Source organism: Dorea sp. 210702-DFI.3.17 (assembly GCF_020560825.1).
GTDB classification, from domain to species: domain Bacteria; phylum Bacillota; class Clostridia; order Lachnospirales; family Lachnospiraceae; genus Dorea; species Dorea formicigenerans.
In genome coordinates this window covers 1-25,579 of the sequence record NZ_JAJCNB010000023.1, presented here as the reverse complement: position 1 = coordinate 25,579, position 25,579 = coordinate 1, and the positions used below count along the sequence as shown (strand labels likewise).

Annotated in this window: 26 protein-coding genes, 1 pseudogene, 1 riboswitch and 1 other annotated feature; of the genes and pseudogenes, 25 read left to right on the top strand and 2 right to left on the bottom strand. The window is 40.5% G+C overall.

Features of this window, described 5'->3' with window-relative positions:
* The first annotated feature begins 7 nt into the window (after positions 1–7).
* The 3 genes from LI149_RS10980 to LI149_RS10970 all read left to right on the top strand — a co-directional run bounded on the left by LI149_RS10980 (position 8) and on the right by LI149_RS10970 (position 3,599).
* A complete protein-coding gene (locus LI149_RS10980; protein ID WP_227143351.1) occupies positions 8–871 on the top strand; it encodes a bifunctional 5,10-methylenetetrahydrofolate dehydrogenase/5,10-methenyltetrahydrofolate cyclohydrolase in 864 nt (287 codons plus the stop codon).
* A gap of 112 nt (positions 872–983) precedes the next feature.
* Positions 984–1,227, top strand: a binding site (T-box leader).
* 105 nt (positions 1,228–1,332) lie between these two features.
* Positions 1,333–2,355: a bile acid:sodium symporter family protein gene (locus tag LI149_RS10975; RefSeq protein WP_173786298.1), complete on the top strand. Its 1,023-nt coding sequence runs from the start codon at positions 1,333–1,335 to the stop codon at positions 2,353–2,355.
* 176 nt (positions 2,356–2,531) lie between these two features.
* Positions 2,532–3,599 (top strand): hypothetical protein, encoded by a 1,068-nt coding sequence (locus tag LI149_RS10970; RefSeq protein WP_117493994.1) that lies wholly within the window; start codon positions 2,532–2,534, stop codon positions 3,597–3,599.
* Between the two features lie 86 nt (positions 3,600–3,685).
* Here the strand turns inward: LI149_RS10970 and LI149_RS10965 are convergent, their stop codons facing one another.
* On the bottom strand, positions 3,686–4,540 hold the full coding sequence (locus LI149_RS10965) for a YitT family protein (protein ID WP_227143350.1): 855 nt from the start codon (positions 4,538–4,540) through the stop codon (positions 3,686–3,688).
* 171 nt (positions 4,541–4,711) lie between these two features.
* On the opposite strand from LI149_RS10965, the gene LI149_RS10960 reads away from it, so the two are divergent.
* The 5 genes from LI149_RS10960 to LI149_RS10940 all read left to right on the top strand — a co-directional run bounded on the left by LI149_RS10960 (position 4,712) and on the right by LI149_RS10940 (position 9,381).
* A complete protein-coding gene (locus LI149_RS10960) occupies positions 4,712–5,827 on the top strand; it encodes a hypothetical protein (protein WP_227143349.1) in 1,116 nt (371 codons plus the stop codon).
* A 69-nt stretch (positions 5,828–5,896) separates the two neighbouring features.
* Positions 5,897–6,003, top strand: a riboswitch (TPP riboswitch).
* A 324-nt stretch (positions 6,004–6,327) separates the two neighbouring features.
* Positions 6,328–6,531 (top strand): sulfur carrier protein ThiS, encoded by a 204-nt coding sequence (thiS, locus tag LI149_RS10955; RefSeq protein ID WP_227079168.1) that lies wholly within the window; start codon positions 6,328–6,330, stop codon positions 6,529–6,531.
* A 65-nt stretch (positions 6,532–6,596) separates the two neighbouring features.
* Positions 6,597–7,382 carry a thiazole synthase gene (locus LI149_RS10950; RefSeq protein ID WP_227143348.1) on the top strand — a complete coding sequence of 262 codons (786 nt, stop codon included), beginning with the start codon at positions 6,597–6,599 and terminating at the stop codon, positions 7,380–7,382.
* 72 nt (positions 7,383–7,454) lie between these two features.
* The gene (gene thiH / locus LI149_RS10945) at positions 7,455–8,696 is read left to right on the top strand and encodes a 2-iminoacetate synthase ThiH (RefSeq protein ID WP_173786300.1); all 1,242 of its coding nucleotides are present in this window, start codon (positions 7,455–7,457) and stop codon (positions 8,694–8,696) included.
* Between the two features lie 64 nt (positions 8,697–8,760).
* The gene (locus LI149_RS10940; RefSeq protein ID WP_227143347.1) at positions 8,761–9,381 is read left to right on the top strand and encodes a methylated-DNA--[protein]-cysteine S-methyltransferase; all 621 of its coding nucleotides are present in this window, start codon (positions 8,761–8,763) and stop codon (positions 9,379–9,381) included.
* Positions 9,382–9,545: 164 nt separating this feature from the next.
* Here LI149_RS10940 and LI149_RS10935 read toward each other — a convergent pair whose 3' ends face one another.
* A complete protein-coding gene (locus tag LI149_RS10935) occupies positions 9,546–10,265 on the bottom strand; it encodes a 4Fe-4S binding protein (RefSeq protein ID WP_227143346.1) in 720 nt (239 codons plus the stop codon).
* A gap of 92 nt (positions 10,266–10,357) precedes the next feature.
* On the opposite strand from LI149_RS10935, the gene LI149_RS10930 reads away from it, so the two are divergent.
* The 17 genes and pseudogenes from LI149_RS10930 to LI149_RS10860 all read left to right on the top strand — a co-directional run bounded on the left by LI149_RS10930 (position 10,358) and on the right by LI149_RS10860 (position 25,529).
* Positions 10,358–11,029 carry a Crp/Fnr family transcriptional regulator gene (locus LI149_RS10930; RefSeq protein ID WP_330382672.1) on the top strand — a complete coding sequence of 224 codons (672 nt, stop codon included), beginning with the start codon at positions 10,358–10,360 and terminating at the stop codon, positions 11,027–11,029.
* Positions 11,030–11,124: 95 nt separating this feature from the next.
* Complete coding sequence (locus LI149_RS10925; protein ID WP_117658034.1) at positions 11,125–11,619, top strand: HD domain-containing protein; 495 nt, start codon at positions 11,125–11,127, stop codon at positions 11,617–11,619.
* Between the two features lie 519 nt (positions 11,620–12,138).
* Positions 12,139–12,891 (top strand): annotated as a pseudogene (locus tag LI149_RS15460) (AMP-binding protein); the annotation flags it as partial.
* 83 nt (positions 12,892–12,974) lie between these two features.
* Positions 12,975–13,391, top strand: a complete 417-nt coding sequence (locus LI149_RS15455) for a class I adenylate-forming enzyme family protein (RefSeq protein ID WP_168933534.1) — start codon at positions 12,975–12,977, stop codon at positions 13,389–13,391.
* An 11-nt stretch (positions 13,392–13,402) separates the two neighbouring features.
* Positions 13,403–13,618: a hypothetical protein gene (locus LI149_RS10915; RefSeq protein WP_168933535.1), complete on the top strand. Its 216-nt coding sequence runs from the start codon at positions 13,403–13,405 to the stop codon at positions 13,616–13,618.
* A gap of 217 nt (positions 13,619–13,835) precedes the next feature.
* Complete coding sequence (locus tag LI149_RS10910) at positions 13,836–15,203, top strand: MATE family efflux transporter (RefSeq protein WP_147567044.1); 1,368 nt, start codon at positions 13,836–13,838, stop codon at positions 15,201–15,203.
* Positions 15,204–15,219: 16 nt separating this feature from the next.
* The gene (locus tag LI149_RS10905) at positions 15,220–15,813 is read left to right on the top strand and encodes an AAA family ATPase (protein ID WP_173786303.1); all 594 of its coding nucleotides are present in this window, start codon (positions 15,220–15,222) and stop codon (positions 15,811–15,813) included.
* Positions 15,776–16,243 (top strand): UDP-N-acetylglucosamine 2-epimerase, encoded by a 468-nt coding sequence (locus LI149_RS15620; protein WP_330589636.1) that lies wholly within the window; start codon positions 15,776–15,778, stop codon positions 16,241–16,243. Before LI149_RS10905 ends, LI149_RS15620 begins: the two co-directional genes overlap by 38 nt.
* A complete protein-coding gene (locus tag LI149_RS15615; protein WP_330382678.1) occupies positions 16,195–16,401 on the top strand; it encodes a UDP-N-acetylglucosamine 2-epimerase in 207 nt (68 codons plus the stop codon). The genes LI149_RS15620 and LI149_RS15615 overlap by 49 nt, the downstream gene beginning before the upstream one ends.
* 251 nt (positions 16,402–16,652) lie before the next feature.
* Complete coding sequence (locus LI149_RS10895; protein WP_227143345.1) at positions 16,653–16,961, top strand: type II toxin-antitoxin system RelB/DinJ family antitoxin; 309 nt, start codon at positions 16,653–16,655, stop codon at positions 16,959–16,961.
* The gene (locus LI149_RS10890; RefSeq protein ID WP_106493242.1) at positions 16,961–17,290 is read left to right on the top strand and encodes a type II toxin-antitoxin system RelE/ParE family toxin; all 330 of its coding nucleotides are present in this window, start codon (positions 16,961–16,963) and stop codon (positions 17,288–17,290) included. The genes LI149_RS10895 and LI149_RS10890 overlap by 1 nt, the downstream gene beginning before the upstream one ends.
* A gap of 138 nt (positions 17,291–17,428) precedes the next feature.
* Positions 17,429–20,014: an ATP-dependent chaperone ClpB gene (gene clpB / locus LI149_RS10885; RefSeq protein ID WP_227143344.1), complete on the top strand. Its 2,586-nt coding sequence runs from the start codon at positions 17,429–17,431 to the stop codon at positions 20,012–20,014.
* A gap of 3 nt (positions 20,015–20,017) precedes the next feature.
* Positions 20,018–21,265, top strand: a complete 1,248-nt coding sequence (locus tag LI149_RS10880; protein WP_173790142.1) for a DNA polymerase IV — start codon at positions 20,018–20,020, stop codon at positions 21,263–21,265.
* A gap of 116 nt (positions 21,266–21,381) precedes the next feature.
* Complete coding sequence (gene iorA / locus LI149_RS10875) at positions 21,382–23,136, top strand: indolepyruvate ferredoxin oxidoreductase subunit alpha (RefSeq protein WP_168933540.1); 1,755 nt, start codon at positions 21,382–21,384, stop codon at positions 23,134–23,136.
* A complete protein-coding gene (locus LI149_RS10870; protein ID WP_105308858.1) occupies positions 23,136–23,705 on the top strand; it encodes an indolepyruvate oxidoreductase subunit beta in 570 nt (189 codons plus the stop codon). Before iorA ends, LI149_RS10870 begins: the two co-directional genes overlap by 1 nt.
* Positions 23,706–23,737: 32 nt before the next feature.
* Positions 23,738–25,069: a phenylacetate--CoA ligase family protein gene (locus tag LI149_RS10865; RefSeq protein WP_168933541.1), complete on the top strand. Its 1,332-nt coding sequence runs from the start codon at positions 23,738–23,740 to the stop codon at positions 25,067–25,069.
* 16 nt (positions 25,070–25,085) lie between these two features.
* Positions 25,086–25,529: an ACT domain protein gene (locus tag LI149_RS10860; RefSeq protein WP_022279028.1), complete on the top strand. Its 444-nt coding sequence runs from the start codon at positions 25,086–25,088 to the stop codon at positions 25,527–25,529.
* The last annotated feature ends 50 nt before the right edge of the window (positions 25,530–25,579 follow it).

Here is a 25,579-nt window from a genome sequence, read left to right as displayed (position 1 = left end):
TCGTAAAATGGCACAGATACTGTTAGGTAAAGAAGTAACTGCTTCATTGAATGAGGAGATTGAAGAAAAAGTAAAAACATTAAAAGAGCATCAAGTGATGCCGAAACTTGGAATTATCCGAATTGGTGAAAAACAGGATGATATTGCATACGAGCGCAATGCTGTCAAGCGTTGCGAAAAATTATCTGTGGCATATGAAAAGTTTCTGCTTCCGGAAGATGTAACGGAAGAAATAGTGATTGATACGATCCAGAAACTAAACAAGGCGGAAGATATTCACGGAGTATTGGTTTTCCGCCCGCTGCCATCTCATCTGGACGAAGAGAAAATCTTAAATACATTGGCTGTAGAAAAGGACGTAGATGGAATTACCAATCTTTCCATGGCAGGTATATTTGCTGGAAAAGAGATGGGCTATGCGCCTTGTACCGCAAGTGCATGTATCAGGATACTGGATCATTATGGAATTGACTGTACCGGAAAAAAAGCAGTGATCGTAGGACGAAGCCTTGTAGTCGGAAAGCCGGTATCTATGATGCTTCTGAAGAAAAATGCAACAATTACAGTCTGTCATACAAAGACTAAGAATCTGGAGCAGGAAGTACAGGCGGCAGATATCGTAGTTGCGGCAGCAGGAAGTGCAGGATTTATAAAGAAAGAACATTTAAGACCGGGACAGGTTGTTATCGACGTGGGAATCAATGTGAACAAAGAAGGCAATCTGTGCGGAGATGTAGCATTTGATGAGGCAGAACCGATTGTAGATGCAATTACACCGGTTCCAGGAGGAGTTGGCGGAGTCACGACTTCAATTTTGGTGGAGCATGTGGTAAATGCAGCACTTTTGAAAATGAAAGCCAGTGAGAAATAGTATTACAAATATGTGAAAAGGTTAAAAAACATCAAGAAAAAGGTTAAAATTGTTTCTTGAAATTTCTGCTCATAAGTATATAATATCAATTTGTAAATAAATAATAGTTCACCGAAATTCGTTGATGAGAACAATGCCATATCAATTGTTATTTCACAGAGAGCCTGTGTGTGGTGGAAGCAGGCAGTAGCAAGATAAGGATATCCTCTCTGAGAAGCGGGTTGAAAGTTATATCAGTAGACTTCGCCGGTATCCTCCGTTACAGGGAAAGCGTATGATAGTACGTGACAGAGTGTCGTAAAATATTGTATTTTACGGAATCAGGGTGGTAACGCGGAATTTTATTCGTCCCTTTTCAGACTATGGTCTGGGAAGGGACTTTTTGCATTGTATGCTATACAAATATGCATGGAATGAGAGTAGTTTTGGTGGACATGTAATAGCTTAAGGAGGACTTGAAAATGAAAGCATTACAAAAAGCAAGCAAATTTTTATCAGATTACACGTCGGTTGTAGTAATCGCAATTGCGATTGTTACATTTTTCGTACCATCTATGATGGGGTGGGTCAATTACTCCCTGTTTACAGATATGGTAGCCAATAAATTCACCAGTCAGTCTATTATCATTGGTGTCATCATGTTCAGTATGGGTCTGACACTGACAACAGAAGATTTTAAGATACTGGCACAGCGTCCATTTGATATCTGTGTAGGTGCGATCGCACAGTATCTGATCATGCCATTTCTGGCGTTTGCACTGACGAAGTTATTACATCTTCCTGACGGAATCGCACTTGGACTGATTTTAGTAGGCTGCTGCCCAGGAGGCGTATCTTCCAATATCATGTCTTATCTGTGTGGTGGAGATGTGGCATTTTCTGTAGGAATGACAACAGTATCTACACTGGTTTCCCCGGTTATGACACCGCTTATGGTATCATTTCTCGCAAGAGGAACTCAGATTACGATCAAAGGACTTCCAATGTTCGTATCTATCATTGAGACAGTAATCCTTCCTGTAGGATTTGGATTTTTACTGAATTATCTGTATGGTAAGAAGAAAATGTTCCATGAGATCCAGCAGATGATGCCAGGGGTTGCAGTTCTTGGACTTGCATGTGTTGTTGGTGGTGTTGTATCTTCACAGGGATCAAAATTCTTCCAGTCCGGCGTTGTAATTTTTGTTGCAGTACTGCTTCACAATGGACTTGGATATCTGTTCGGATACGGTGCAGGAAAACTGGTCGGAATGAACACATCCAAAAAGAGAACGATAGCGATCGAAGTCGGAATGCAGAACGCAGGACTCGCCACAAATCTTGCTACAACGACAGCGCAGTTCGCGTCCACACCGGAGTCAGCAATCATCTGTGCAGTCTCCTGTACATGGCATTCTATCTCAGGAACATTACTTGCAGGAATGTTTGCAATGTATGATAAAAAGAAAGAAAAAGCTGCTGGAAAAGTAGTTACAGAACAGTAAAAATATTAAAAAAAAGCTGCCGGGAAACAGTCGGAACGACTCGAAACAAGGCAGCTTTTTGCGTAGTCAGAGAGCCCTTAAAAAACGTGCTGTGCAAAGAAAGGTTGTTCTTTTTGAAAAAATAGTATATAATGTCTTAGTGTTAACCCCAAAACAAACAAGAAAGGATTACATTTATGAACATGCATAAGAAACGGATCGCAAGACGCGGGGCAGCCTTTGTCTGTGCGTTCGGTGTCGCACTGTCAGCAATGCCGGTGCATGCAGCGGAGGTCAAAAGCCTCGAAGATAAGACCAGTAATCTTCAAAGTCAACTGGAAGGGATTAATCAGGATTTGGTTACGCTCAGCAATAAGATTGCTGAGACAGAAGCGGAAATTGAAGAGTCGAACAATGAAGTATACCGCCTGGAGGCATCACTTCAGATTTCTCGTAATAACGAGGAAAAGCAGTATGAAACGATGAAGACTCGTATTAAGTACATGTATGAAAATGGTTCAGAGACAATGATCACTATGCTGTTTACTGCAGACAGTATGGGAGACTTCCTCAACAAAGCCGAGTTCATTCAGAACATTACCGATTATGATAAGGAAATGTTGGAGAACATGATGGAGATACGTCAAGGTATCGAGACGCAGGAAGAGGATCTTAAGAGCCAGCAGCAGGAACTGACAGATTTACAGAGTCAGTTAAATACTGAGCAGCAGAATCTTCAGGCGAAAGCAGCAGCAACTTCCACAGATCTTGCGACTGTGAATGCGCAGCTTCAGGCAGCGCGTGAGGCACAGGCAAAGCAGGAGGAAGAAGCGCAGAAAAAAGCACAGGAAGAAGCGGCAAAGCAGGCATCAGCTTCCACTGGAAATAATACTTCCGGAAGCAGTTCCAATAATAACAGCTCTTCCAAACCTTCTAATTCCGGAAGTAATAATAACTCCGGGAGCAGTTCCAGTAATGGAAAGTATAATATTCCTTCCGGTGGTCTGACCCCATCCAAAGGGAGAATCTGGTTTAACGGACATACTGAAACCTATTATTCACAGAAGGTACTTCCGGGAGCAGGACTTAACATTCCGGGACGTCATATTGCGAGTGACGGAACAATCCGTGACAAAGATGGTTATATTGTACTTGCCAGTGATGACTATCCAAAAGGAACCGTGGTCGAGACATCTCTTGGAGCTGGAAAAGTTTATGATAGTGGAAGTGGAAAAGGTAATATCGATTTGTATACCGACTGGTAGGAAAAGAAAGAGTGAGAACTCATATGACAGAAAAATTGCTCAGACCGTGTAAGGTCTGAGCAATTTTTTGTCATATAGAATGTGTACTAAATTTTTGGCTGATACCGCATATTGGAAACTTTGTAGATTGTGATAAACGCCTTAGGATCCACCTGATTGATGTATTTCATCAATTTCTGGTATTCTGTTTTATCCACAATGGTGATAATTTCATTATGCTTTTCCATTGTGTAAGCACCGATGGCTTCATAGATAGTAGCCCCGCTGTGCAGTTCATATAAAATGAAGTGGCGCAGCTCTTCTTCTTTCTGGGTGATGATGCAGACGCGCCGTTTCATATCTTGATTGAAGATAAAGTGATCCAGTACGATTCCGTTAAAATAAGTACCGAGGACACTTAAAACTACAGTTTTCTTATCGTACACAAGTGCTGCGGACAGAGCCACACACATACCGGACAGTGACATAGCTTTTCCGAGATCCATATGCAGATATTTGTTCATGATTTTGGCTACAATATCTAGTCCGCCAGAAGAGGCATTTCGATTGAACAAAATTGCAAGTCCGACGCTTACGACCAGTATATAACAGAGTACATCTAGTTCCTGGCTGTCGGTCATGGAGTAAAAATCCGGGAAAATCTTTTCGAAAAGCCCCAGAAACAGTGGAAGCATAATGCTTGTATAGACAGTTTTTGCTCCGAATTCCCGACCGCATGTAAAGAATCCGATAATCAGAAGCACTATATTTAAGATCATAGTGATTGCTGACAATGGAAGCGGTACAAAGTTTGACAGAATGATTCCAAGACCAGAGATACTGCTGACAGAAGCGTGGCTTGGTACAAGGAAGAAGTAGACTGCAGCGGCAATAATTGCCACAGCAAGCGTCAGAATCAACGTTTCCTTTACAGAGTCTGCGTATTGATTTTTCTTATTCATATGTAACAATCCCCCACAAATAACATTTGCAACATTCATTTGCAAAGTATATTTTAACTGGTTCTGTGTGGAATAACAAGGTGTCTGTTGTATAAAATTGACAGAGATTTATAAAGAGCAGTATAATTAAAAAAGTAATAGCAAATGAGGGGATGGATTGGGAGGAGATGTATGGGAAAAAGAAAAGCCGTTTATTGGATCCTTCTTGCTTTGATAATGGTTACAGTGACAGGTTGTGGCTATACGCTGGAAGAAAAGAGAGAAATGAAGCGTTATGAAAAGCAAGGACGGGAAAATGCGAAAAATTATATAAGAGAAAAATATGGAATTGATGCAAAGATTACAGAGATAAACTGTGAGAAATACAGTTCAAGTCCGGTGCCGGATTTTTTCCCTTCTCCCACCGGAAATGTATTCGTGAAAATGAAGTACAAGGGGGCAGATTTTTTAGTTGCGATATCAGGGCAGAAAAAGAATACGGACGGGCTTGATAACTATCAGTTTCAGGAGATTGCCACAGCATTTGCACAAGAAATGTATAACATCACAGGACTTCACGCAGAGAGTGCCTATGTATGTTATGGTGAGTATGGAACGGTAAAAGACGAAAAAAATGGAATGATCCACACATTTTATGATGGGGATAATCTGGCAGAAGTCTTACAGAAGGAATCTGCAAGAGCTGTTGTATCTTATGCCAATCAGGACGTAGAACAGATTCCTGTATCGCAGATAAGTCAGAAGACAGGCGTTGATACAATATTGCTTACGGATTACGAGAGCCGGGAAGCATATCAGACGGTTGGGTGTCCATATTATAACCTGGCTGGCTGGCCGATTGAAAATGGAATAGAGAATCAACTATATCTGATGAATGGATATCGTGTTGTGGGTGCGGGTGAAGATACCTATGTAAAATGTGAGAAAAAAATTCAGGAGGATATTATCCTGATTACAGAAAATCCAAAGGATCAGATCATACTTGAAAAAACCAGTCTGGATTCACAGGAAAATTGGAATGGGAATGGATTTATTGATGCGAAGCAGGTGGCCAGTGCCTATACATTTGACACAAATTCTGAAAAAGTATATGTGTATTTTCCGGTGGAAAAACTGGACACGAAAGAAGTGAAAGAAGCTCAGTTAGTCAAGCAGTATCAGTACAAAGGAGAAACATGCTATGACAATATCATCAGCAAAGTGACTGATAATGGCAAGTATATTCATGGCATCGTCTATACAAGAGACGAGACGGAGATAAAAATATCCGTGTTTATAGATCAGTAGGTGAAGAAAGCAATGAAGAAATTACCGAGTGCTCTTGACACAAAATAAAAATCGATTTATACTAGGCATTGTAAATAAAAGGGGAGCTTGTGATAGCAGGCTGAGAGGAAGTCTTCAATTTCGACCCAGAACCTGATTTGGATAATGCCAACGTAGGAACGTATAAGATGATATTACGGGAGATACCTTGGTGTATCTCCTTTATTTTTTCATAGGAAAGACCTTGTTATGTTAATATATTAAAGCAATTGTTAAAAAGGTCTTTCTTATAAAATAAAACGCTCCGCGAGGATGCGCACTCGCGCGAATGAGAATTTTTCTAAGCAGGTACAAATTATAGAATATAGGAAATTTTGAGAGTGAACAGAGTTCATGAAGGGGTGCACCACCGCGGGTGTATTTCTTTGTGAACTCTGTTTTATATAATAGGAAATTACATTTCCTTTTATATAAAAAGCCTCCGGCAGGAGGCGCACTCACATTTCCGGAAAGGAGCAGCCATGATTACAGTCAATGGAGAGAACAGAATATTGGAACATCCAGTGTCGGTAACGGAATACTTGAAAGCATGTAATTATATTCCGGTGCAGGTAGTAGTAGAATTGAATGAGGAGATCATCAAAAGAGAAAATTATGATACAACTGTACTGAAAGATGGAGATGTTGTAGAGATTCTGCATTTTATGGGCGGCGGAAGCTTCTAAGCTTCACGATATGCGAATAGCAGGTATCATAATTTATGAGTAAACAAAGAAAGGTGGATAAAAAAATGACAACAACAAACACAAATGAAGACAAATTAATCCTGGGAGGACATGAATTTACTTCCCGTTTTATTATGGGATCTGGAAAATTTTCATTGGAGCTTATGAAAGCATGTATTGAAAAAGCAGGAGCACAGATCGTAACACTTGCTTTGCGCCGTGCTAATGAAGGCGGACTTGCTAATATTCTGGATTATGTGCCGAAGGACGTAACACTTCTTCCGAATACATCCGGTTCCAGAAATGCGCAGGAAGCAGTTCGTATTGCAAGACTTTCCAGAGAGCTGGGTTGTGGAGATTTTGTAAAGCTTGAAGTTATTCACGATTCGAAATACCTTCTTCCGGATAATTACGAGACAATCAAGGCAACAGAGATCCTTGCAAAAGAAGGGTTTGTTGTTATGCCATACATGTATCCGGATTTGAATGCAGCCAGAGATCTGGTAAATGCAGGGGCAGCCTGTGTGATGCCTCTTGGTTCTCCAATCGGTTCAAATAAGGGAATTTGTACAAAAGAGTTTATCCAGATTCTTATTGATGAGATTGATCTTCCGATTATCGTTGATGCAGGAATCGGTCGTCCGTCACAGGCATGTGAAGCTATGGAAATGGGTGCTTCAGCAGTGATGGCCAATACTGCTATTGCGACAGCAGGAGATGTCCAGGTTATGGCTGAAGCGTTTAAAAAGGCAATTGAGGCAGGAAGAAGTGCTTATCTTTCCGGATTAGGAAGAATACTGGATAAAGGAGCAAGTGCGTCTTCACCATTAACAGGATTTTTGCATGAGTAAATTGCACTGATAACAGAATACAAGTATAAAGATATACAAGAAAAGATATACGAGAGGATCAATGTAACAGCGATGGTAGAAACAATGCAGACCAGTAAAAAAGATGGTCATTTTAATGAAAGTATTGTAAATGAAGAAATACTGGAAGATATGAAAAAGAATCGTATCGATCATATGAAGTATCTTCCGGATATGGAGCAGTTGGAAGAATCTGATGTGATGGACCAGGTTATTTCTGCAATGAAAGCATATGATTATGATAAATATACAGAAGCAGATGTAAGAAGAGCACTGGCGCATGATAACCGGATACCAGAGGATTTTCAGGCACTGCTTTCGCCGGCAGCACTTCCGCTTTTAGAGGAGATTGCGCAGCAAGCACAGATTGAAACAAGAAAGCATTTTGGAAACAGTGTGTATATGTTCACGCCAATTTATATTGCAAACTACTGTGAAAATTACTGTATTTACTGTGGATTCAACTGTTATAATAAGATTCGCCGTGCACAGCTTAATGAAGAAGAGATTGAAAAAGAGATGGCTGCTATTGCCAAGACCGGACTTCAGGAAATATTGATTCTTACAGGTGAGAGTAAGACAAAATCTAATGTGGAGTATATTGGAAAGGCATGCGAGATTGCACGAAAATATTTTAAAGTGGTAGGTCTTGAAGTATATCCGATGAATTCGGATGAGTATGCATACCTTCATAAATGCGGAGCAGATTATGTGACAGTCTTCCAGGAGACTTACAATTCAGATAAGTATGAAACATTACATTTAGCAGGACATAAAAGGATTTTTCCATATAGATTGAACACACAAGAACGTGCACTTAAGGGTGGCATGCGAGGTGTTGGTTTTGCGGCACTTCTTGGACTGGATGATTTTCGCAAAGATGCTTTCGCGACAGGTTATCATGCATATTTGCTTCAAAGAAAATATCCGCATGCAGAGATTGCATTTTCTTGTCCAAGATTGTGTCCAATCATCAATAATGATCGCATTAACCCGATGGATGTTCATGAGCCGCAGTTACTTCAGGTAGTCTGTGCATATCGTCTGTTTATGCCATTTGCAAGTATTACGGTGTCTACAAGAGAATGTGCCCGTGTTCGTGATAATCTGGTAAATATTGCAGCGACCAAGATATCCGCAGGAGTCAGCACAGGAATTGGAAGTCATGTGGAAGATATCGAAGATAAAGGTGACGACCAGTTTGAGATTTCAGACGGAAGAACGGTGGATGAAGTGTTCGATGCGCTGAAAAAGAATGGTTTACAGCCAGTTATGAATGATTATATATATTTGTAGATGTGAAATGTCAGACTACAAATAAATATTTTTTTAATGATTGCAGGGAACGGAGGTTTTTAGTATGAGAACGCGAGAAGAAGTTTTGCAGTATGCGCTATCTTTCCCGAATGTGTATGAAGAAAGACCATTTCGCGATCAGGGCTGGCAACTGGTAAGAGTAAAAGGAAGTAAGAAAACATTTTTATGGATTTATGAAAGAAATGGATATGTTAATTTAAATGTTAAAGTTGATCCGCAGTGGAGAGATTTCTGGCGCAGTACTTATGCCTCTGTTATTGCAGGGTATCATCAGAATAAAGAACATTGGAATACCATCATTTTAGATGGTTCTATTCCTGAAAATGAGATTCAAAGAATGATTTCCGAGAGCTATGATCTGATTACGTACAGCCCGACAAAAAGAATCTATGAGGCAGTGAAGAAAATTCCAAAAGGTCATGTTGCGACTTATGGTAAAGTTGCAGAGCTGGCAGGAGATGCAAAGATGGCAAGAGCAGTTGGGAATGCGCTTCATAAGAATCCGGATCCGGAACATATTCCTTGCTTTCGTGTGGTCAATGCGAAAGGAGAATTAGCCGGCGCATTTGCCTTTGGAGGAGAAAGTGTGCAGGCACAATTGCTGGAAGCAGACGGGATTGAGGTAACTGATGGAAAAGTAGATTTAAAAAAATATGGGATATAACAAAAAATAAAAAGTAAAAGAACCCAACGTGCCGTTTAAGATGTGGGCTGCATTGGGTTCTTTTATTTTTTTTGCTTTAAAGCAGAAAAGAAACCGTGTGAAATTACAGTTATGTTTCACACGGTTTTTTAGAATATACAGTTAACTAAAACTAATAATCCTTTTTATTCCATAATGTTTCCATCAATACTTATCGTTACAACCTGCCAGGGAATAAATTTTCCGCTGTTTTGAAGAGCCTTTTTGGCAGCCATTTCCAGACCGCCGCAGCATGGAACTTCCATTCTCACGATGGTTACACTTTGAATGTTGTTATTTTGAATGATTGCAGTCAGTTTCTCGCTATAATCCACCTGATCTAATTTCGGACAGCCAATTAATGTTACCTTATTCCGAATAAAATCCTGATGAAAGCTTGCGTAAGCATAAGCAGTACAATCGGCTGCAATTAAAAGCTTTGCATTGTTAAAATAAGGTGCACTGACTGGAGCCAGTTTAATCTGTACCGGCCAGCTCTGAAGTTTTGATACTGAATCTGTAGCTGAAGATGGTTCTTCAGACTTTGGTGTTTCTGTTCGTCGGATTTGCATGATTTTAGATCCCGGACAGCCGGTGTGAGGAGGCATTGCCTGTTTTTGAACGGCGATTTTTTTCTGTGCTTCTTTCACAGCTTCTTCATCATATGCAGGTGCTTCTCTTTCTTCAAATGAAATGGCACCGGTAGGACATTCCGGGAGACAATCACCAAGTCCGTCACAGAAATGTTCTCTTACCAATTCTGCTTTTCCGTTAATGATGTCAATGGCACCTTCGTGACAGGCAGTTGCACAGGCACCACATCCATTACATTTTTCTTTATCGATTCGAATAATCTTTCTTATCATTTTTACCCTCCATCAATAACATTTAACTTTTGTTTCTATCAGAATTATAGTATGATAAATACAACTTGTATGTTTGATTTCCAACAGGAGGAATGATTTTGGAAAAATATTTACCGATTTTAAAAAACAGTTCATTTTTTAAAGGTCTTACGGATGACGAGATATTATCTATCTTGCATTGTGTAGAGGCAACAGCAGTTTCAAAAGAGAGAGATTCTTATATTTTCAGAGCAGCAGATTCTACAGAAGTAATGGGACTCGTGGTGTCAGGCTGTGTTCTTGTGATTCAGGAAGACTTATGGGGACATCGAAATATTTTATCAAAATGCCATGCCGGCGATTTTTTTGGAGAACCGTATGCAGCAAGCCCGGGGGCTGTTCTGAATATCAGTGTGGTAGCAGAGGAGGATTGTGAGATTATTTTCCTAAATATCCAGAGGCTGCTGGTCACTTGTCCAACTGCATGCGGGCATCATCAGAAGCTGATCCGCAATCTGGTCAGTGTCCTGGCAAATAAGATACTGCTCCTGAACGATAAGATCACACATGTTTGCAAGCGAACGACAAGGGATAAACTATTATCATATCTGTCTGCAGAGTCCATCAGACATTCGTCTTTGTCCTTTGATATTCCTTTTGACCGGCAGCAACTGGCGGATTATCTTTGTATTGATAGAGCAGCAATGTCTACAGAGATATCAAAGTTACAAAAAGAGGGCTTTATAAAAACAAATCGAAATCATTTTGAATTGACTGTTTTTTAAAGATGTGGATTCAAGAATGAAAATGTAATATACATTATGGAAAACATAGAATTAATTTGAGAGATGTTAAAATGTGCAAGAGGAGGAAAATTTAGATGATAAATAAATTACATTTGGCAATGATTGAATTATATAAAGGAGATGCAAAGAGAATTCAACATTTCTGTAAAGTGCATAGCTATGCAAAATTGATAGCAGAAACGGAGAATGTAGATAAGAAATGTTTATTTACCATTGAAGCAGCAGCTTTGACACATGATATTGGAATTCATTTCTGTGAAGAAAAATATGGAAATTGCAATGGAAAATTACAAGAAAAAGAAGGCCCGGCAATCGCAGAAAAGCTACTCGGAGAATTAGGCTTTGATCAAGATGTATCTAATCGGGTTCAGTATCTGATCGCACATCATCATACTTATGATAACATTAATGAAATTGATTATCAAATATTAGTAGAAGCCGATTTTCTGGTTAATATTATGGAGGATGGTTTATCGAAAGAAGCAGCTTTAAAAGCCTATCATAGTATTTTCAAAACAACATGTGGAAAAATGATTTGCAGGGAGATGTTTGATATTGGCGTCAGATAGCACACCAGAGAGAAAAATTAAATCCTGAGAAAATACTAAATATTCTCTATTGTAAGGAAATCAAACTTTTGATAGAATAAATGTATTAAAGTGTCTATTATCAGGAAGGAGCTGCATAGGTGATGGTTATAAATTACAATGTCCAAGTAAGTCTGAACTGTGTACTTTTTCCTCAAAAAGAATATAGAAAATACAGAGATTGAAGCCATTTTCAACTACTGAATATGTAGCTGGGAATGGCTTTTTGTAGTATCGGAATATTCATGAAAACAGATGCATATATAAAAAGACACTTGACAGACAGATAAGGAGAAAAAGGATAATGAGAGCAGAGCAGACAGGATTTCCGTCCGTAGATAAGCCATGGCTGAAATATTACAGTGAAGAAGCAATTCAGGAAAAGCTTCCAGAATGTACAATGTATGATTTGATATACTAGAAAAATCAATCAAACTTAAGTCATACAGCGCTGAATTATTTTGGGAAAAAGATTAGTTATAAACTTTTTTTGAAAAAGTAAATGAATTTGCAAAAGCATTTCAAGCTTGCGGAATAAAAAAAGAGGATGTTGTTACGATTATGTCACTTCATACTCCGGAGACAATTTACAGTATATATGCTTTAAACCAACTTGGAGCAATTGTAAATTTGATTTATTTGACATTGAATGCAGAAGAGATATTAAAGCAAACAGACGAAGTGGGTTCTAAAATGTTTTTATATCTTGAGAACGTTCAAGATAAAGTAAAAGAGATTAAATCCAAAATGAAAGCAGAACAAATTATATATCTCCCAATTTGGAATTCCATGCCATTTCCATTAAAACAGATTGTAAAACAGAAAAGCTGCCGAGACAACAGTCTGGATGAGTTTCTAAAAAAAGGGTCAAAGGAAATAGTTCTTAAAAAAGAAAGATATCAGCCGAATATGCCTGCAGTTATTGTGTATACAAGTGGCACTACAGGTGAACCGAAAGGGGTATTGCATACGAATGATAGCTTAAATGCAATGGCTTTTCAGTATAAATTAGCAGATATGGGATTAACGACAAATTCGCGAGTATTAAATGCAATTCCGCCATTCTTAGGATTTGGAATTACTGTTGGAATTCATACACAACTTGTTTTGGGATTGGAGGGGATTCTACAGATTGACCCGAATGCAGATGCTGTTGCTAAAGCTATGATGAAAAAGAAGCCAGAACATATGATTATAGGACCAGCTTTTATTTCTGCGATTATGAAATCATGTAAATGCAATATGAGATGGTAAAAAACATTAGCTGGTGGCGGTGGCGCAATTTCTGATGAAGAAGAAAAAAGCTGAATGAGATTCTTGCCAAGTGTCATGCTACAGTGGAGTATACAGTAGGATATGGAATGACAGAATTAGGAGCAACAGTTTGTACCAATATGAATCGGTGTAATCAGTCAGGTTCTTTAGGAATTCCACTTCCAAAGGTAAATGTGAAAATCATCAATCCGGAAACTGAAGAAGAACTAGGCTATGGAGAAAAGGGAGAAATCTGCTTTTCATCACCTAGTATAATGCAGGAATATGTGAAAGATATAAAAGAGACAGAAAAAGCAATCTGGATTAAAAATGGAGAGAAGTGGATTCATATAGGTGATTTGGGATATGTAGAAAAAGATGGATTCCTATATTTTGCAGGAAGAATAAAAAGAATATATATCACCAGAGGAGCAGATGGAATTGTTTATAAATTATTTCCAGACCGAATTGAGAATGTATTGAAAAATGTAAAGGGATAAATCAAGCAGCAGTGAATGTAGTTGAAGATGAAAAAAGAGTTCATGTTGCCAGAGCATATATAGTAGTTGATGACAGCTATGAGTGTTATAGTGATCAAATTGAAAAAGTGTTACAAGAAGAATTACCAGAGTATGCAGTTCCTGAAAGAATCAATATAATTAAGAATATGCCAGTAACTGAGGGTGGGAAAATTGATTATAGAAAGCTGAAAAATTATGAAAAGTAAGAGCAAGAAAAATTTTGTTTGACTTTTTGAAAAAGAGGCAATATAATTACAAGAAACGAGTAGCAAGTAAGCGTAAATCCAGTTTACCGGCTACTCGTTTTTGTTTTGCAAAAAGTAAATATCGCCATGAAAAAGTGTGTAGCGTGTCAGCGTAAGTCCAGCTTATATGACAGGGTACGCACTTTTTTTGTGTCAAAAAGAAAGGAGTTAAAACGAAATGGCGGAAAGCAACAAGATGAAGGAGATGCCGGTGAATAAGTTGATGGTCCAGATGGGAATCCCGATGATCTTATCCATGGCATTGCAGGCAGTCTATAACATAGTAGACAGTGCGTTTGTGGGAAATATGAGAGTAGGCAGTGAAGCAGCACTAAATGCTTTGACACTGGTATTTCCGGTGCAGATGCTTATGGTGGCAGTGGGGATTGGAACTGGAGTAGGAACCAATGCACTTCTTGCAAGGACACTTGGACAGGGAAATAGTAAAAAAGCTGCAAAGGTAGCAGGAAACAGTCTGTTTCTGGGAGTGATTATTTATGTGGTCTGCTTATTGTTTGGTATCTTTGGGGTGAAAGCATATATTTCATCGCAGACAGTAGATGCAGAAGTATTGGAGATGGGAGTCAGCTATCTGAGGATATGCTGCGTAATCTCTTTTGGTATTATTTTCTTTTCTTTATTTGAAAAGTTATTACAGGCAACAGGACGTTCTCTTTATTCCACGATTGGACAGGTGGTTGGCGCAGTTGTAAATATCATCCTTGATCCGATTATGATCTACGGTATTGGACCCTGCCCGGAAATGGGAGTGAAAGGAGCGGCTTATGCAACTGTAATTGGTCAGGTAGCATCCGCGGTATTACTGCTCATTTTTCATATCAAATTAAATAAGGAATTCGAGCATGGGGCGAAATACATGAAGCCGGATGGCGGAATTATCAAGGAGATCTATACAATCGGACTTCCGGCAATCATTGCACAGGCACTGATGTCCATTATGGTTTATGTCATGAATCTGATTCTAAAATTCAATCCGTCAGCACAGACAGCTTATGGATTATTTTATAAAGTTCAGCAGTTTGTACTGTTTCTTGCTTTCGGTCTGCGAGATGCGATCACTCCGATCATTGCATTTGCTTATGGAATGAGAAGCAAAAAGAGAATTCAGGATGGAATCAAATATGGTCTGATCTATACGGTTATATTAATGATTCTGGGAATTGTAATTACAGAGATTTTTCCAGGGGGATTTGCAACGCTGTTTAATGCAGGGCCGTCCAGAGAATATTTTATCGGAGCAATGAGGATAATCTCAGTAAGCTTCTTGTTTGCCGGAATCAATATTGCTTATCAAGGCATTTATCAGGCATTGAATGGTGGTGTGGAATCACTGGTTATTTCGCTTCTGAGACAGCTTATTATTATTCTGCCGCTGGCTGGAATTTTTTCCGTGTTTGCCAGAAATGGTCAGATGACAGTTTCGCTGATCTGGTGGGCATTTCCGATTACTGAAATTATTTCATGCTTTGTAGGATATGTGTTCTTGAAGAGAATCAGTAAAAATAAAGTTGATGTTTTGAATTAAGCAGGAGGGATCAGAGATGAAAAAAAGAATTATTACAATCAGCAGGGAATTTGGAAGTGGCGGACGTTTTATCGGAGAAGAAGCAGCGAAGAAACTTGGGATTGCTTATTATGATAAAAATATCATTAATGAGATTGCAGAGAAGTCTGGTTTATCTCCGGAATATGTCCAGGAAAGTGCAGACTTATCTCCGAAGAAAGGATTATTTGCATATGCATTTGCCGGACGTGATATCACAGGAAAATCCATAGAAGATATAGTGTATGAGGCACAGAGAAAGGTTATTTTAGAAATGGCTGATAGGGAATCTTGTGTAATTATCGGAAGAAATGCAGATTATATCCTGAAGGATCGGGATGATGTATTGAACGTATTTATCCATGGGGATATGCCGGAAAAAACACAACGTATTATGAACTTATATAATGTAGGAGAGAAGGAGGCTGTCAAAATGATGGCAGATACAGATAAAAGACGTATGACAAATTATAATTTTTATACAGAGCAGAAATGGGGAAAAGCCAGCAACTATACGTTGAGTCTGAACAGCTCGCAGCTTGGATATGACAGATGTGAGAAGATTATTATGGAGTGTAGTTGTAATTCTTGATGAGGCAACTGCTTACACAAATCGTACTTATAACATGAAATCTCCCTATCCGGAAGAATTTAACAGGCAGGCCATTGGACTTATTGCCAGCCTGCATTTTGCACCGACTCAGAAAGCAGCGGATGCACTGTTGAAAGAGGGTAAGGATCCAGAGCAGATTTTTGTCACAGGAAATACAGGAATTGATGCTCTGCACTATACGGTGCGAAATGATTTTTATCACCCGGAGATAGAATGGGCAAAGGACAGCAGGCTGATTGCTGTGACGGCACACAGAAGAGAGAATCTGGGAGAACCTATGCGTGATATGTTCCGGGCTATACGTAGGATTGTGGAGGAATTCAGGAAGAAGCGCCTGCGTTGGGAAAACCGGTACTGGTCATGCGGGATACAACAGAACGTCCGGAAGGGGTGGAAGCAGGAACCTTAAAGCTTGCAGGCACGAAGATGGATGATATATACAGAGAATGCAGGCAGCTCCTTACAGAACCAGAGATTTACAGAAGGATGAGTGAGGCCAGAAATCCTTATGGTGATGGAACTGCAAGTATCAAAATCAGAAAAATTCTAGAGGATATAGATGCATGAGCATAAACAAAACCAATGCAAAAGAAAAGTGAAACTTTTTACAAAAAAATTAGCACTCACCATTTGATAATGGAAGTCGATTTTTGCCCTGTTTTCTAATAACTATATCTTAGACATGTCTGTTACGACACAGGGATTGTTACAGTTATTCAATAAGATTATTGAAGTGTAAAATTAGTATTGCTATTGTACGGACATTTGCATATAATAAAGATGGATGGAAATACTACTCACGAAAGGAGATGTTTTATATGGCTACAAAATCAGCAAATTTATATGCAAGGATTGAACCAGATGTCAAAGAAAAAGCAGAAAGTATCCTGTCTACACTTGGTATCCCTGCTTCCAGTGCTATCAATATGTTTTATAAACAGATTATCTTACAGAGAGGACTTCCGTTTGAAGTAAAAATACCATCTGCCAGACCTGTTGATATCAGCACATTATCAGAAACAGAGTTCAATGAAGAATTGGAGAATGGATATGCGGATATGCAGGCTGGACGAACAAAAAATGCGAAGAAAGCCTTTGCTGACATTCGCAAGGATTATGGCTTATGATAATATATGAAGTAGAAGTATCTGAACAGGCTGACAGTGATTTGAGAGGAATTTTTGAATATATTGCTTTTGAATTACAATCGCCGGAAAATGCAAGCGGACAACTTGACCGTCTGGAAGAACAGATATTAAGTCTGGATACGATGCCAGAGCGTTATCGAAAATATGAAAAAGAACCGTGGAAAAGTCGTGGACTTCGTGTATTACCAGTAGACAATTATGTGGTACTTTATATTCCAGATAGCGATAAAAAGGTTGTAACAATACTTAGAGTAATGTATGCCGGACGGGACATAGACAATCAGTTAAATCTCCACACAAAGCAATAGACCATCAGTTGATTTTTGCATGGCTCGTAGCGTTCACACAATCTTCATAAATAATTAGCACTCACATCTTGACAGTGCTAATAACCTGTGATATTGTTATATCGTAAATAGAACAGATAAACAAAGGAGGTTGTCTCTATGAACATAAATAAATTTACACAGAATTCATTACAGGCAGTTCAGAATTGTGAGAAGATCGCTATGGATTATGGTAATCAGGAGCTTGCGCAGGAACATTTGTTATATGCACTTCTTACACAGGATGACAGCCTGATCGCAAAGTTAATGGAAAAGATGGGACTGGATAAGAACATGGTCATTAACCGTGTGGAAGAGTCCTTAAGAAAACTCCCGAAAGTACAGGGAGGTCAGCAGTATGTCGGACAGGCACTGAACAATGTTCTTGTACATGCGGAAGATGAAGCAAGGCAGATGGGCGATGAGTATGTATCAGTAGAGCATCTGTTTCTTGCTATGATAAAGTATGCTGGTAAAGAGATGAAGAGTATCCTAAGGGAGCTTGGAATCAGTCGAGATGGATTTTTACAGGCACTTTCCAGTGTCAGGGGTAATCAGCGAGTGACCAGTGATAATCCGGAAGCTACTTATGATACCTTGAACAAATATGGATCAGATCTTGTGGAGCGTGCAAGAGAGCAGAAACTGGATCCAGTCATTGGACGTGATTCTGAAATTCGGAATGTTATCCGTATCTTGTCCCGTAAGACGAAGAACAATCCGGTTCTGATCGGTGAACCTGGTGTTGGTAAGACAGCAGTTGTAGAAGGACTTGCACAGCGTATTGTGCGTGGTGATGTGCCGGAAGGACTGAAAGATAAGACGATATTTTCACTGGATATGGGAGCACTGGTAGCAGGAGCCAAGTATCGTGGTGAATTTGAGGAACGTCTGAAAGCAGTGCTTGAGGAAGTGAAGAACAGTGACGGTAAGATTATCCTCTTTATTGATGAGTTGCATACGATTGTCGGCGCCGGTAAGACAGATGGTGCTATGGATGCAGGCAATATGTTAAAGCCCATGCTTGCAAGAGGAGAACTTCACTGTATCGGTGCAACAACACTGGATGAGTATCGACAGTACATTGAAAAAGATGCGGCACTGGAACGTCGTTTCCAGCCGGTTATGGTAGAAGAACCAACTGTAGAAGATGCAATTTCTATCCTTCGTGGACTGAAAGAGCGGTATGAAGTATTCCATGGTGTTAAGATTACAGACGGCGCATTGGTAGCGGCAGCAACGCTGTCAGACCGTTACATTTCCGACCGTTTCCTTCCGGATAAAGCAATCGATCTGGTTGACGAGGCATGTGCACTGATTAAGACAGAGCTGGACTCTATGCCGACGGAGCTGGATGAGCTGAACCGTAAGATTATGCAGTTAGAGATTGAAGAGACTGCTCTAAAGAAAGAAGAAGACCGACTTAGTAAAGAACGCTTGGAGCATCTGCAACAAGAACTGGCAGAACTGCGTGCAGAATTTGCAGGCAAGAAAGCTCAGTGGGATAATGAAAAAGTAGGAGTTGAGAGAGTTCAGAGACTTCGTGAAGAGATTGAGCAGGTAAATAAAGACATTGAAAAAGCACAACATTCTTATGATCTTGACAAAGCAGCTGAATTGCAATATGGTAAATTGCCACAATTGCAGAAGCAGTTAGAGCAGGAGGAAGAAAAAGTCAAAGATGAAGATCTCTCACTGATACATGAAAGTGTTACAGATGAGGAGATTGCCCGTATTGTGTCACGGTGGACTGGAATTCCGGTTGCAAAGCTGAATGAGAGCGAACGTAATAAGACATTGCATCTGGCAGATGAACTTCACAAGAGAGTCATTGGTCAGGATGAAGGTGTGGAGCTTGTGACAGAAGCAATTATTCGTTCTAAAGCCGGAATCAAAGATCCGACAAAACCGATTGGTTCATTCCTTTTCCTTGGACCTACCGGAGTTGGTAAGACCGAGCTTGCAAAAGCACTGGCAGCAAGTCTGTTTGATGATGAGAATAATATGGTGCGTATCGATATGAGTGAGTACATGGAGAAATACTCCGTATCCAGACTGATCGGAGCTCCTCCGGGATATGTAGGATATGACGAAGGCGGTCAGCTTACTGAGGCAGTCAGAAGAAAACCTTACTCCGTTGTACTTTTTGATGAGATTGAGAAAGCCCATCCGGATGTGTTCAATGTCCTGTTACAAGTATTGGATGATGGACGTATCACGGATTCACAGGGACGTACGGTAGACTTTAAGAACACGATTCTTATTATGACTTCCAATATTGGTTCTCAGTATCTGCTTGATGGCATGGATGACCATGGCAACATCAGTGAGGAGAGCCAGACTATGGTTATGAATGATCTTCGTGCACATTTCCGCCCAGAGTTCCTAAACCGTTTGGACGAGACGATTATGTTCAAACCATTGACGAAAGACAATATTTATGACATTATTGATTTACTGGTGGCAGATGTGAATAAACGTCTGGCTGATCGGGAAATTCAGATCAAGCTTACAGAAGAAGCAAAGAAAATGATTGTGGATGGAGGATATGATCCGAATTATGGTGCGAGACCTTTGAAACGTTATCTGCAGAAAAATGTAGAGACATTAGCTGCAAAACTGATGCTTCAGGGAGATATCGGCACCGGAGATACAATTGTGATTGATGTGGAGAATGGCAAGCTGGTCGCAAGGAGTAGGTCATAAACGGTGATAATCTTTCATATAGATGTAAATTCAGCTTATCTTAGCTGGACAGCAGTAGAACAACTAAAGAATGGAGCCAGGACAGATATCCGTACAATACCAGCCATTATTGGCGGGGATCAAAAATCCCGCCACGGTATTGTGCTGGCAAAATCTGTCCCGGCGAAGAAGTATGGCATTCGTACCGGGGAACCGGTTGCGAATGCCTTTCGTAAGTGTCCGAATCTTTACATGGAAGCACCGGATCATGAAATGTACCATAAGCACAGCAGGGAGCTTATGGCTTTTTTGCGTTCTTATACTCCTGATATCGAGCAGGTCAGTGTCGATGAATGTTACATGGATTTTACGGGAATTTCAGGACGATTTGCATCACCTGTGGAAGCTGCATTTGAGATCAAAGACGAAGTAAAAAAACGGTTTGGATTCACAGTTAATATCGGAATCTCAGACGTGAAAGTGTTGGCGAAGATGGCATCGGACTTTGAAAAGCCGGATCGTGTTCATACACTTTTCAGGAAAGAAATTCAGGAAAAAATGTGGCCGCTTCCAATTTCAGATCTTTTTATGGCAGGGCATTCCAGTGTGGAGACATTGAGAAAACTGGAGATTCAGACGATTGGTGATCTGGCAAAGGCTGATCCAAAGCTGATAGAATTGCATTTGAAAAGCCATGGAAGGCGTCTGTGGGAGTTTGCCAATGGAATGGATGACTCTATTGTAGAATCGGAAAAAGCTGAGGCAAAAGGAGTCGGAAATTCGACTACTTTATCCAAAGATGTGTCGACAAAAGAAGACGCGCAGAAAGTCTTACTTTCTCTAGCCCAAAGTGTGGGAGGACGTCTGAGAAAACATGGATATCATGCAGGTGTGGTCAATGTGGAAATCAAGTATGCAGATTTTACCGTGAATTCACATCAAAAACAGCTTGAAAGAATGACGGCAAGTGATCAGGTCATTTATCAGACTGCAGTGGAATTATTTTGTGAAATGTGGAATGGAAAACCAATTCGCCTGCTCGGAATCCGGACTTCCAAGCTGTCGCAGGAGGGTGAACCACAACAATTGAGTCTCTTTGATCTGAATTTCCACAGCAGCGATAACATTTCTGAAGAAGTCAAAAGTTTTGAAAACAGCCAGAAACATGAAAAATTAGATCAGGCACTGGATGAAATCCGAAAAAAATTTGGGAAAGATGCAGTTGTCCGTGCCAGCTTTTTAAAAAAGCCGGAAAAAGAGGAAAAGATGTGAAAAAGCCGATTAGTAAAATTGACATTCCTATATAAAAACGCTAGAATAGTAAACAAGATTACGTTTATAGAGCGCACTCTAAAAGTGCCCCGATATTCGAAGGAGGAATTAGGAAAATGTCAGAAGTAAAAAAAGTGATTATGCTCGGTAATGAGGCGATTGCCCGAGGAGCATATGAGGCGGGTGTGAAAGTATCTGCCGCATATCCTGGAACACCGAGTACTGAGATCAGTGAGAATCTGGTCAAATACAAAGACGATCTTTACTGTGAATGGTCTCCGAATGAGAAGGTCGCAACAGAAGTTGCGATTGGAGCATCTGTCGCAGGTGTCCGGGCTATGTCTTGTATGAAACATGTAGGATTTAACGTGGCAGCAGACCCGGCTTATACCGTATCTTATATGGGAGTCAATGGAGGACTTGTCATTGTCGTAGCAGATGATCCGGGACTTTACAGCTCTCAGAATGAGCAGGATACAAGAATGGTCGCAAGAGCTGCACAGCTTCCGGTACTGGAACCTTCCGACAGTTCTGAGGCAAAAGAATTTATGAAGATTGCATTTGATCTGAGTGAAAGGTTTGATCGTCCATTTGTATTTCGCACAACGACAAGACTGGCACATTCACAGGGACTGGTAGAGTTATGTGACCGTGAAGAGATTCCGGATAAGCCATATGAAAAAAATATCCGCAAGACAGTTATGATGCCGGGAAATGCAAAACTCCGCCATGTGGAGATTGAGAAACGCAACCTGGAGCTTGCAGAGGCAGCCAATACACTCCCAATCAACCGTGTAGAGATGAACGATACAAAGATTGGTGTGATTACAAGTGGTATTCCATATCAGTATGTAAAAGAGGCACTTCCGAATGCTTCCGTACTGAAGCTTGGAATGGTGAATCCGCTTCCAAGAAAATTGATTGAAGATTTTGCTTCTAAAGTAGAGAAGCTTTATATTGTAGAAGAATTGGATCCGGTTATTGAAGAGCAGGTGAAATCCTGGGGAATCAAGGCAACTGGAAAAGAAATCTTCACGGTTCAGGGCGAGTACAGTGCGAATATGCTAAGAGAAGCAATTCTTGGGGAGGAATTAAAGCTTGATGCACCGGCAGCCGCACCTGGAAGACCTCCAATCTTATGTCCAGGCTGTCCACACAGAAGCGTGTATTATGTACTGAATAAGTTAAAAATGCATGCGGCAGGAGACATCGGCTGTTATACACTTGGTGCAGTGGCACCGCTTAGTGTTGTCGATACAACGATCTGTATGGGTGCAAGTATTTCCAGTCTTCATGGAATGGAGAAAGCAAAAGGCAAAGAATATATTAAGAACTGGGTAGCCGTAATCGGAGATTCCACATTCCTTCATACAGGTGTGAACTCTCTTATGAATATGATGTACAATAAGGCAACCGGAACAGTGATGATACTTGATAACTCTACGACAGGTATGACAGGACATCAGGATCACGCTGCAACTGGTAAGACACTGCAGGGAGATCCGACTTATGCCATTGACATTCCGGCATTATGCCGCGCGATTGGTGTGAAAAATGTCATCGAGGTCAACGCATTTGACATTGAGCGTCTGGAGAAAGTCATCAAAGAAGAAGTGGCAAAAGATGAAGTTTCTGTCATTATTACAAAAACACCATGTGTACTTTTGAGTAAAAAGAAAAAACCGCTTTACGCAGAAGAACCAGATAAATGTAAGAAATGTGGTATGTGTATGAAACCGGGCTGTCCGGCTATGACAAGAAATGCAGATAAGACGATCCATATTGATGATACCATGTGTACCGGATGCGGACTTTGCAAGAGTCTGTGTAAATTTGACGCTATCAAATTAGTAAGGGAGGGTGACAAATAATGGCTACTAAGAATATTATGATCGTAGGTGTCGGCGGCCAGGGAACACTCCTTACAAGCCGTATTCTCGGAGGACTGGCACTTGCCGGAGGATATGATGTTAAGCTTTCTGAGGTACATGGAATGGCTCAGAGAGGTGGAAGCGTTGTTACATATGTGCGTTACGGTGAAAATGTAGCAGAGCCAATCGTAGAGGAAGGACAGGCAGACGTTATCATCGCATTTGAGAAGCTGGAAGCCTTAAGATATGCACATTTCCTCAAAAAAGACGGTGCATTGATCGTCAATGACTGGAGAATTGACCCGATGCCGGTTGTGATCGGAGCGGCTGAATATCCGGAGAATATTTTGGAGAATCTGAAAAAAGATCACAAAGTCTATACGGTAAATGCAACGGAAGAAGCGAAAAAGCTTGGAAATTCCAGGGTATTTAACTTAATCGTGCTTGGAATCGCAGCACAGCATATGGATTTTACAAAAGAGCAGTGGTATGAAGTAATTGAAAAAACAGTACCTCCAAAGACGATCGACATCAATAAAAAAGCATTTGATGTAGGATATCAATTATAATAATACTATCAGAAAAGAGAGGCAAGAAAGCAATGGCAAGAGTAGCATTGGAAGATTGGCAGGAACAGATCCGTGACCCGAAGATTGAGTGTATGAGCCGCGATGAGATGACTGCCCTTCAGAGTGAGCGTCTGGTACGCCAGGTAAAGAATGTTTATGAAAATGTAGCATTTTACCGCAAGAAAATGGATGATATGGGAGTGGAGCCGGGAGATATCAAAGGAATCGAAGATATCGGTAAGCTTCCATTTACAACAAAAGAAGACTTAAGAGCCAATTATCCATTCGGACTTCTGGCAGTTCCGCAGGAGAAAATCGTCCGTGTACAGGGAACATCAGGAACGACCGGGAAACTGACCCTGGCATCTTATACAGAAAAAGATGTAGATGTATGGGGAGAGTGTGTTGCCAGAGGACTTACAATGGCAGGACTTAATGCAGCAGACCGTATCCATATCTGTTACGGATATGGACTTTTTACAGGTGGACTCGGGCTTGACTTCGGAGCCAGAAAGCTTGGCGCAATGGCAATCCCGATGTCTGCAGGTAATACAAAGAGACAGCTCATGTGTATGGAAGATTTTGGAGCCACAGCATTTGCATGTACGCCATCTTATGCCCTTTATCTTGGTGAGGCTGCAAGAGAGGCAGGAGTGGTTGATCGTCTGCAGTTAAAGGCTGGTATCAATGGAGCAGAGCCTTGGACAGATGAGATGCGCCGTAAGATTGAGGAACTTCTTAATGTCAACAGTTTTGATATTTATGGACTTTGTGAGATTACAGGACCGGGTGTTGCACTTGACTGCATTCATCACAAAGGTATGCATGTGCAAGAGGATTATTTCTATCCGGAAGTCTTAAATCCTACAGATCATACACCATGTAAAGATGGAGAGACGGGTGAGCTTGTATTTACAACGCTTGTAAAAGAAGGTATGCCGCTTTTGCGTTACAGAACAAAAGACCTGACAAGTATTGATCATTCAAAATGTGAGTGTGGAAGAACACTTCCGAGAATCCATAAATTTACAGGACGTACAGATGATATGAAAGTCATCCGTGGTGTGAATGTATTCCCAACTCAGGTCGAGACTGCACTTCTGTCAATGGGTGGCGGAGTTGCACCACACTATATGATGATCGTTGACCGTGAGAACAATCTGGACGTATTGACTGTAGAGGTAGAGGTTGATGAGAAGTACTTCTCAGATGAGATCCGTAAGCTGGACGGACTTCGTAACCGTGTAGCAGCAACTTTGAAGCAGGCACTTGGTGTAGCAGTTAATGTAAAACTGGTAGAGCCTAAGACAATTCAAAGAAGTGAAGGTAAAGCAAAACGTGTCATCGACAATCGTGACATGTAGGAAGGAGGATTGGATTATGGGAATCAGTAATACAATTCAGCAGTTATCTGTATTTTTGGAAAACAGAGAGGGACGTTTGGACACCGTGCTTAAGATACTGGCTGAAAATGATGTAAATATCGTGGCATTAAGCCTGGCAGATACTTCTGATTATGGAATGCTCCGTATGATCGTATCAGACCCACACAAGGGAAAAGCTGCACTTAAGGACGCTGGAATCACAGCTATGCTGACAGATGTTGTGGCTCTTCGCGTACCTCATGCGACTGGTTCACTGAGCAAAGCGATGCATCAGATCGTGGAAGGTGAAATCAACGTGGAATATATGTACGCATTTGCAAATGGTGCAGACGCTGCAGCAGTTTTAAAGAGTGATGATCCTGCGAGAGTGATTGATATCTTAAAAGGAAGCGGATTTGACGTATACACAGCCGATGAGGCATACCAGGCAAATCGCTGATATAGCCTCCGGCAGGGCGCACATTGTCCGGTGGACAATGGTTTTGCGCC

Coding starts and splice junctions, on each gene's coding strand:
- clpB (WP_227143344.1), top strand. CDS start 17,429: ATGAACATAAATAAATTTACACAGAATTCATTACAGGCAGTTCAGAAT.
- LI149_RS10960 (WP_227143349.1), top strand. CDS start 4,712: ATGGGAAAAAGAAAAGCCGTTTATTGGATCCTTCTTGCTTTGATAATG.
- LI149_RS10870 (WP_105308858.1), top strand. CDS start 23,136: ATGGCTACTAAGAATATTATGATCGTAGGTGTCGGCGGCCAGGGAACA.
- iorA (WP_168933540.1), top strand. CDS start 21,382: ATGTCAGAAGTAAAAAAAGTGATTATGCTCGGTAATGAGGCGATTGCC.
- LI149_RS10935 (WP_227143346.1), bottom strand. CDS start 10,265: ATGATAAGAAAGATTATTCGAATCGATAAAGAAAAATGTAATGGATGT.
- LI149_RS10950 (WP_227143348.1), top strand. CDS start 6,597: ATGACAACAACAAACACAAATGAAGACAAATTAATCCTGGGAGGACAT.
- LI149_RS15615 (WP_330382678.1), top strand. CDS start 16,195: ATGCGGGATACAACAGAACGTCCGGAAGGGGTGGAAGCAGGAACCTTA.
- LI149_RS10980 (WP_227143351.1), top strand. CDS start 8: ATGGCACAGATACTGTTAGGTAAAGAAGTAACTGCTTCATTGAATGAG.
- LI149_RS10965 (WP_227143350.1), bottom strand. CDS start 4,540: ATGAATAAGAAAAATCAATACGCAGACTCTGTAAAGGAAACGTTGATT.
- LI149_RS10895 (WP_227143345.1), top strand. CDS start 16,653: ATGGCTACAAAATCAGCAAATTTATATGCAAGGATTGAACCAGATGTC.
- LI149_RS10940 (WP_227143347.1), top strand. CDS start 8,761: ATGAGAACGCGAGAAGAAGTTTTGCAGTATGCGCTATCTTTCCCGAAT.
- LI149_RS10910 (WP_147567044.1), top strand. CDS start 13,836: ATGGCGGAAAGCAACAAGATGAAGGAGATGCCGGTGAATAAGTTGATG.
- LI149_RS10970 (WP_117493994.1), top strand. CDS start 2,532: ATGAACATGCATAAGAAACGGATCGCAAGACGCGGGGCAGCCTTTGTC.
- thiS (WP_227079168.1), top strand. CDS start 6,328: ATGATTACAGTCAATGGAGAGAACAGAATATTGGAACATCCAGTGTCG.
- LI149_RS10975 (WP_173786298.1), top strand. CDS start 1,333: ATGAAAGCATTACAAAAAGCAAGCAAATTTTTATCAGATTACACGTCG.
- LI149_RS10930 (WP_330382672.1), top strand. CDS start 10,358: ATGATTTTGGAAAAATATTTACCGATTTTAAAAAACAGTTCATTTTTT.
- LI149_RS10860 (WP_022279028.1), top strand. CDS start 25,086: ATGGGAATCAGTAATACAATTCAGCAGTTATCTGTATTTTTGGAAAAC.
- LI149_RS10905 (WP_173786303.1), top strand. CDS start 15,220: ATGAAAAAAAGAATTATTACAATCAGCAGGGAATTTGGAAGTGGCGGA.
- thiH (WP_173786300.1), top strand. CDS start 7,455: ATGGTAGAAACAATGCAGACCAGTAAAAAAGATGGTCATTTTAATGAA.
- LI149_RS10925 (WP_117658034.1), top strand. CDS start 11,125: ATGATAAATAAATTACATTTGGCAATGATTGAATTATATAAAGGAGAT.
- LI149_RS10865 (WP_168933541.1), top strand. CDS start 23,738: ATGGCAAGAGTAGCATTGGAAGATTGGCAGGAACAGATCCGTGACCCG.